This window comes from Pseudomonas agronomica (assembly GCF_025917275.1).
Lineage (GTDB): Bacteria > Pseudomonadota > Gammaproteobacteria > Pseudomonadales > Pseudomonadaceae > Aquipseudomonas > Aquipseudomonas agronomica.
This window is the reverse complement of record NZ_JAOSHO010000275.1, coordinates 1-6,753: the sequence shown is the minus strand read 5'-3', so window position 1 is coordinate 6,753 and position 6,753 is coordinate 1. Positions and strand designations below refer to the sequence as shown.

At 63.3% G+C, this 6,753-nt stretch carries 6 protein-coding genes; all 6 read left to right on the top strand.

Going from position 1 to position 6,753, the window contains the following annotated elements; genetic code table 11:
• The first annotated feature begins 231 nt into the window (after positions 1-231).
• Entirely contained in the window at positions 232-1,497 is a 1,266-nt protein-coding gene (gene urtA, locus OC610_RS18130) for an urea ABC transporter substrate-binding protein (RefSeq protein ID WP_264429553.1), read from the top strand.
• Positions 1,498-1,656: 159 nt separating this feature from the next.
• Positions 1,657-3,159 carry an urea ABC transporter permease subunit UrtB gene (gene urtB / locus OC610_RS18125; protein ID WP_264429550.1) on the top strand — a complete coding sequence of 501 codons (1,503 nt, stop codon included), beginning with the start codon at positions 1,657-1,659 and terminating at the stop codon, positions 3,157-3,159.
• The gene (gene urtC, locus OC610_RS18120; protein ID WP_264429548.1) at positions 3,159-4,238 is read left to right on the top strand and encodes an urea ABC transporter permease subunit UrtC; all 1,080 of its coding nucleotides are present in this window, start codon (positions 3,159-3,161) and stop codon (positions 4,236-4,238) included. The genes urtB and urtC overlap by 1 nt, the downstream gene beginning before the upstream one ends.
• Positions 4,235-5,095, top strand: coding sequence for an urea ABC transporter ATP-binding protein UrtD (gene urtD, locus OC610_RS18115; RefSeq protein WP_264429546.1), 861 nt, complete (start codon positions 4,235-4,237; stop codon positions 5,093-5,095). Before urtC ends, urtD begins: the two co-directional genes overlap by 4 nt.
• Positions 5,096-5,168: 73 nt before the next feature.
• Positions 5,169-5,867, top strand: a complete 699-nt coding sequence (urtE, locus tag OC610_RS18110) for an urea ABC transporter ATP-binding subunit UrtE (protein WP_264429544.1) — start codon at positions 5,169-5,171, stop codon at positions 5,865-5,867.
• Between the two features lie 30 nt (positions 5,868-5,897).
• Positions 5,898-6,740 carry an urease accessory protein UreD gene (locus tag OC610_RS18105; RefSeq protein WP_264429542.1) on the top strand — a complete coding sequence of 281 codons (843 nt, stop codon included), beginning with the start codon at positions 5,898-5,900 and terminating at the stop codon, positions 6,738-6,740.
• The last annotated feature ends 13 nt before the right edge of the window (positions 6,741-6,753 follow it).

Genomic DNA, 6,753 nt, shown 5'->3' with positions numbered 1-6,753 from the left:
CGCGAGCAAGCTCGCTCCCACAGGGCATCGCAATCCTCCCGCCCCAATGTGGCGCACCTCTTCGCACCAGTCCCCGCAACGCGTTCGCTCATGGTGCACGCGCTCCCACAGAACCCGCCGCCAACCCCGCGTTTCAAAGCCTTTCTCCAACCGGGCACACCCCTTGCAAAAGCCCTTTCCAGCGTCTGCATCTGCCATCCAGAAAAACATAAAGACCACGGAGATCGCACCATGAAGCGTCGTAGCTTGATCAAGGCTTTTACACTCTCGGCAAGCATTGCCGCGATGGGCATGGCCTGGACCGTCCAGGCCGCCGAGACCATCAAGGTTGGCATCCTGCATTCGCTGTCCGGGACCATGGCGATCTCCGAGACGTCCCTCAAGGACATGGCGCTGATGACCATCGACGAGATCAACGCCAAGGGTGGGGTCAACGGCAAGAAGCTCGAAGCGGTGGTCGTGGACCCGGCGTCGAACTGGCCGCTGTTCGCCGAAAAGGGCCGGCAGTTGCTGACCCAGGACAAGGTCGCCGTGGTGTTCGGCTGCTGGACCTCAGTGTCGCGTAAATCCGTGTTGCCGGTGTTCGAAGAGCTCAATGGGCTACTGTTCTACCCGGTGCAGTACGAAGGCGAAGAGATGTCGCCGAACGTCTTCTACACCGGCGCAGCACCGAACCAGCAGGCGATTCCGGCGGTGGAATACCTGATGAGCGAAGAAGGCGGCAGCGCCAAGCGCTACTTCCTGCTGGGCACCGACTACGTCTACCCACGCACCACCAACAAGATCCTGCGTTCGTTCCTGCATTCCAAAGGCGTGGCGGACAAGGACATCGAAGAGGTCTACACCCCGTTCGGCCACAGCGATTACCAGACCATCGTGGCGAACATCAAGAAATTCTCGGCCGGTGGCAAGACTGCCGTGATCTCCACGGTCAATGGCGACTCCAACGTACCGTTCTACAAGGAACTGGCCAACCAGGGCCTGAAAGCCACCGACGTACCGGTCGTGGCGTTCTCGGTGGGCGAGGAAGAACTGCGCGGCATCGACACCAAACCATTGATTGGCAACCTGGCGGCATGGAACTACTTCGAGTCCGTGGATAACCCGGCGAACAAGAAATTCGTCGATGCCTGGAAAGCCTATGCCAAGGCCAAGAACCTGCCAGGCGCCGACAAGGCCGTGACCAACGATCCGATGGAAGCCACTTACGTTGGCATCCACATGTGGGCGCAAGCGGTGGAAAAAGCCAAGTCCACCGACGTTGACAAAGTCCGCGAAGCCCTGGCCGGCCAGACCTTCGCCGCACCGTCGGGCTACACCCTGACCATGGACAAGACCAACCATCACCTGCACAAGCCGGTGATGATCGGCGAGATCCAGGCCGACGGTCAGTTCAACGTGGTCTGGCAGACCGAAGGGCCGATCCGCGCGCAACCGTGGAGCCCGTTCATCGCCGGCAACGACAAGAAGCCTGACTACGCGGTGAAGAGCAACTGAGCCCATGGGTGTCGGCCCCCAATCCCCGGGTCGACACACAAACCCTGTGGGAGCGAGCTTGCTCGCGATAGCGGTGTGTCAGTCACATATCTTTTGGCTGATCCGCCGCTATCGCGAGCAAGCTCGCTCCCACAAAAAGCACTCCGCAAGGCCTAGCATATGCCCACCGCCCTCTACCGCCTCGTCCTCGCCCTGGCACTGCTGTTGCCACTGGGCGCCCATGCCGGCGACGCCGACGACTTCGTCGCCGCCAACCCGACCCAGCAGGCCAAGCTCCTGGAAGCCTGGGCCGCGCAGCCGGAGCCTGAGCGCATCGAGCTGATCAACGCCTTGCAGCAAGGCCAGTTGACCGTCGATGGCCAACCCAAGACCCTGCGCCTGAACAACCGCTTGCGAGGGCTGATCGAAACCGCCCTGGCCAGCCATCAACTGCTCGCGGTCGATGCCCGCGTACGCCTGGGCGCCGCGCAACAACTGCAGAAAAGCGCCCGTCCGGCGCAACTGGCATTTCTCGATCGGCAACTGGCTGGCGAGCAGGACGAAGACGTCCACGCCGCCCTGAGCCTGGCCCTGGCAAACCTGCAACTGGTGGACAGCAACCCGAGCGTGCGCCTGGCCGCCGTTCGACTGCTGGGGGAAACCGGCGACCCGCTGGCCCGCACTCGCCTCGAAAGCCTGCTCGAACCTGGCGTCGAAACCGATGCCGCCGTGCGCACCGCCGCTGAAACCAGCCTCAGCCAGGTCAAGCGCAAACTCCTGGTCGGCGAGTTGCTGGGCCAGGCCTTCAGCGGCATGTCCCTGGGCTCGATCCTGCTGCTCGCCGCCCTCGGCCTGGCGATCACCTTCGGTCTGCTGGGGGTGATCAACATGGCCCACGGCGAGATGCTCATGCTCGGCGCCTATTCCACTTACGTCGTGCAGATGCTGTTCCAGCGCTTCGCCCCGAGCGCCATCGAGTTCTATCCATTGGTCGCCCTGCCGGTGGCGTTTTTCATCACCGCCGCCATCGGCATGGCCCTGGAGCGCACGGTGATCCGTCACCTCTACGGGCGGCCGCTGGAAACCTTGCTCGCCACCTGGGGCATCAGCCTGATGCTGATCCAACTGGTGCGCCTGGTGTTCGGCGCGCAGAACGTCGAAGTCGCCAACCCGGCCTGGCTGTCCGGGGGGATCCAGGTGTTGCCGAACCTGGTGCTGCCCTACAACCGCATCGTGATCATTGCCTTCGCGCTGTTCGTGGTGGTGCTGACCTGGTTGCTGCTGAACAAGACGCGCCTGGGCCTGAACGTCCGCGCGGTAACGCAGAACCGCAACATGGCCGCCTGCTGCGGCGTGCCCACCGGGCGCGTGGACATGCTCGCCTTCGGCCTCGGCTCGGGCATCGCCGGCCTCGGTGGCGTGGCCCTGAGCCAGATCGGCAACGTCGGCCCGGACCTGGGCCAGAGCTACATCATTGACTCGTTCCTGGTGGTGGTGCTCGGCGGCGTCGGCCAGTTGGCCGGCAGCGTGTTCGCCGCATTCGGCCTGGGCATCGCCAACAAAATCCTCGAACCGCAGATCGGCGCCGTGCTCGGCAAGATCCTGATCCTCGCGCTGATCATTCTGTTCATCCAGAAGCGTCCGCAAGGCCTCTTCGCGCTCAAAGGACGGGTAATCGACTGATGAACCAGCCACTGATGCTTACGGCCACACAAAAGGCCGGTCCCAAAGTCACCCTCGCCGTCGGCGCGGTGATCCTTGCCGTGCTGCTGAGCCTGCCCTTGCTGTCGTTATTGGCGGCGGACAATCCGCTGCATGTCTCGGCGTACACCCTGACCCTGGTGGGCAAGATTCTCTGCTATGCCATCGTCGCCCTGGCGCTGGACCTGGTCTGGGGCTACGCCGGCTTGCTCTCCCTGGGCCACGGTTTGTTCTTCGCCCTGGGCGGCTACGCCATGGGCATGTACCTGATGCGCCAGGCCGCCGGCGATGGCCTGCCGGCGTTCATGACCTTCCTGTCGTGGACCGAACTGCCCTGGTACTGGGCCGGCACCGACAGCTTCGTCTGGGCGATGTGCCTGGTGGTGCTGGCGCCGGGTTTGCTGGCGCTGGTGTTCGGCTTCTTCGCCTTCCGCTCGCGGATCAAGGGCGTGTACTTCTCGATCATGACCCAGGCCCTGACCTTCGCCGGGATGCTGTTGTTTTTCCGTAACGAGACCGGGTTTGGCGGCAACAACGGCTTCACCAATTTCCGTTCGATCCTGGGCTTTGGCATCACCGAGCCGGGCACGCGCGCGGTGCTGTTTTTCGCCACGGTGTTGTTATTGGTGGCGAGCCTGTTCATCGGCTGGCGCCTGGCCCGCAGCAAGTTCGGCCGGGTACTGACCGCCCTGCGCGACGCGGAAAACCGCTTGATGTTCTGCGGCTACGATCCCCGTGGCTTCAAGCTGTTCGTCTGGGTGTTGAGCGCGGTGTTGTGCGGCCTGGCCGGGGCGTTGTACGTGCCGCAGGTGGGCATCATCAACCCCAGCGAAATGTCGCCGACCAACTCCATCGAGGCCGCCGTGTGGGTGGCCCTCGGCGGCCGCGGTACGCTGATCGGGCCGTTGCTCGGCGCCGGTGTGGTCAATGGCATGAAAAGCTGGTTCACCGTGGCGTTTCCAGAATATTGGCTGTTCTTCCTCGGCGCCCTGTTTATCGTCGTGACCCTGTACCTGCCCAAGGGCGTGATCGGGTTGTTGAAGAAAAGGGGCGAACAATGAGAATCACTCCAACGGCGGATTTCATGCTCGAACCCATCCTGGAACCCAACAAAGATCAGGGCAGCAGCCGCGACGCCATCGGCCTCGGCCAGGCCGCTGGTGTTGGCCTGAACACCCGCCACGGCACCATCCTCACCCTTGAGGACATCAGTGTCAGCTTCGATGGCTTCAAGGCCTTGAACGATTTGAACCTGTACATCGGCGTCGGTGAATTGCGCTGCATCATCGGCCCCAACGGTGCGGGCAAGACCACGTTGATGGATGTGATCACCGGCAAGTCCCGTCCCAGCCACGGCAAGGCCTGGTTCGGCGAGACCCTCGACCTGACAACGATGAGCGAAGTGGAAATCGCCCAGGCCGGCATCGGCCGCAAGTTCCAGAAGCCGACGGTGTTCGAAGCCCTGAGCGTGTTCGAGAACCTGGAATTGGCGCTCAAGACCGACAAATCGGTGTGGGCCAGCCTGCGGGCAAAACTGACCGGCGAGCAGCACGACCGCATCAGCGAAGTGCTCGAGACAATCCGCCTCACCACCTCCGTCAACCGCGCCGCCGGGCTGTTGTCCCACGGCCAGAAGCAGTTCCTGGAGATCGGCATGCTGCTGGTGCAGGACCCGCAACTGCTGCTCCTCGACGAGCCTGTGGCGGGCATGACCGACGCCGAGACCGACTTCACCGCCGAGCTGTTCAAGTCCTTGGCGGGCAAGCATTCGCTGATGGTGGTGGAGCACGACATGGGCTTCGTCGGCGCGATCGCCGACCACGTCACCGTGTTGCACCAGGGCAGCGTGCTGGCCGAAGGGTCGCTGGAACAGGTGCAGGCGGATGAGCGGGTGATCGAGGTTTACCTCGGTCGCTGAGGCGATAGAAGTTGGCTTTTATGTGGGAGCGAGCTTGCTCGCTCCCACAGGGGATTTGAGGGGAATTCAAGACATGCTGCAAGTCGACAAGCTGCATCAATACTACGGCGGTAGCCACATCCTGCGCGGCCTGTCGTTCGACGTGAAGGTCGGCGAGGTGACGTGCCTGCTCGGGCGCAACGGCGTGGGCAAGACCACCCTGCTCAAATGCCTGATGGGCCTGTTGCCGGCCAAGGAAGGTGCGGTGAATTGGGAGGGCAAACCCATCACTACCTTCAAGCCGCACCAACGGGTGCATGACGGCATGGCCTACGTGCCCCAGGGCAGGGAGATTTTCGGGCGGCTGACGGTGGAAGAAAACCTGCTGATGGGCCTGTCGCGTTTCCCCGGCTCCGAAGCCAAGGAAGTACCGGCCTTTATCTACGAACTGTTCCCAGTGCTGCTGCAGATGAAACAACGCCGGGGCGGTGACCTGTCCGGCGGCCAGCAACAGCAGCTCGCCATCGGCCGGGCCCTGGCCAGTCGGCCGCGCTTGCTGATTCTCGACGAGCCCACCGAAGGCATCCAGCCGTCGGTGATCAAGGAGATCGGCGCGGTGATCAAGAAACTGGCGGCGCGGGGCGACATGGCGATTTTGCTGGTGGAGCAGTTCTACGATTTCGCCGCCGAGCTGGCCGATCAGTACCTGGTGATGTCCCGGGGCGAGATCGTGCAGCAGGGCCGCGGAGAAAATATGGAAGCCGAGGGTGTGCGCGGGCTGGTAACGATCTAGGCTTAGCGTCCCGACGATAATCAGAAAATCATGAATCTACCTGTTACGTCTTCAGCCCTGTTCACACCCAGCTGGCACGCCGAGCTGGACTTGGGCTATGCCCGCTTCGGCGATTGCACACGCCCGGTACAGCGCCGCCACAAGGGCCCGCTGCGGGTGCAGAAGCACTTGTACGCCGAAGGCCCCGAAGTGTGCCAGCACATCATCGTCCACCCGCCCGGCGGGATTGCCGGTGGGGATCGGCTGGACATCTCGGCCCACGTCGGCCCTGACGCCTGGGCACAATTGACCAGCCCCGGCGCGGCCAAGTGGTACCGCGCCGCCGGCCCGGCGTACCAGCAACTGACCCTGAGCGTGGCCCACGGCGCGACCCTGGAATGGCTGCCCCAGGAAACTATCGTATTCAGCGCAGCCCAGGCCGAACTCAGCACAAGTATCGACCTGCAGGGCGATGCCCGATTGTTCTATTGGGACATGGTTGCCCTCGGCCGGCCGGCCAGCGACGAGCGGTTCGACCTGGGGCACTTTCAATCGCGGCTGGACATTCGCCGCGACGGTCAGTTGCTGTGGCATGAGCGCCAACGCGTCGTCGGTGGCGATGGACTGCTGGACTCGCCCATCGGCCTGGGCGGTGATCCGGTGTTTGCCACCTTGCTGGTCACCGGGGAGATCGACAGCGAGCTGCTGGAACGCTGCCGATCCCTGGGCCATGCCGTGCGTGGCGACCTGACCCAATTGCCCGGCCTGGTCGTGGCCCGTTGCCTGGCGAGCGAGGCGCTTATGGCGCGGGGGTGGTTGATTGAGTTGTGGCGGCTTCTGCGCCCGGCGTTGCTTGGAAGAGAAGCCATGCCACCGAGAATCTGGAGCACCTGAATTTGCTTTTACC

Coding starts and splice junctions, on each gene's coding strand:
- urtC (WP_264429548.1), top strand. CDS start 3,159: ATGAACCAGCCACTGATGCTTACGGCCACACAAAAGGCCGGTCCCAAA.
- urtD (WP_264429546.1), top strand. CDS start 4,235: ATGAGAATCACTCCAACGGCGGATTTCATGCTCGAACCCATCCTGGAA.
- OC610_RS18105 (WP_264429542.1), top strand. CDS start 5,898: ATGAATCTACCTGTTACGTCTTCAGCCCTGTTCACACCCAGCTGGCAC.
- urtA (WP_264429553.1), top strand. CDS start 232: ATGAAGCGTCGTAGCTTGATCAAGGCTTTTACACTCTCGGCAAGCATT.
- urtB (WP_264429550.1), top strand. CDS start 1,657: ATGCCCACCGCCCTCTACCGCCTCGTCCTCGCCCTGGCACTGCTGTTG.
- urtE (WP_264429544.1), top strand. CDS start 5,169: ATGCTGCAAGTCGACAAGCTGCATCAATACTACGGCGGTAGCCACATC.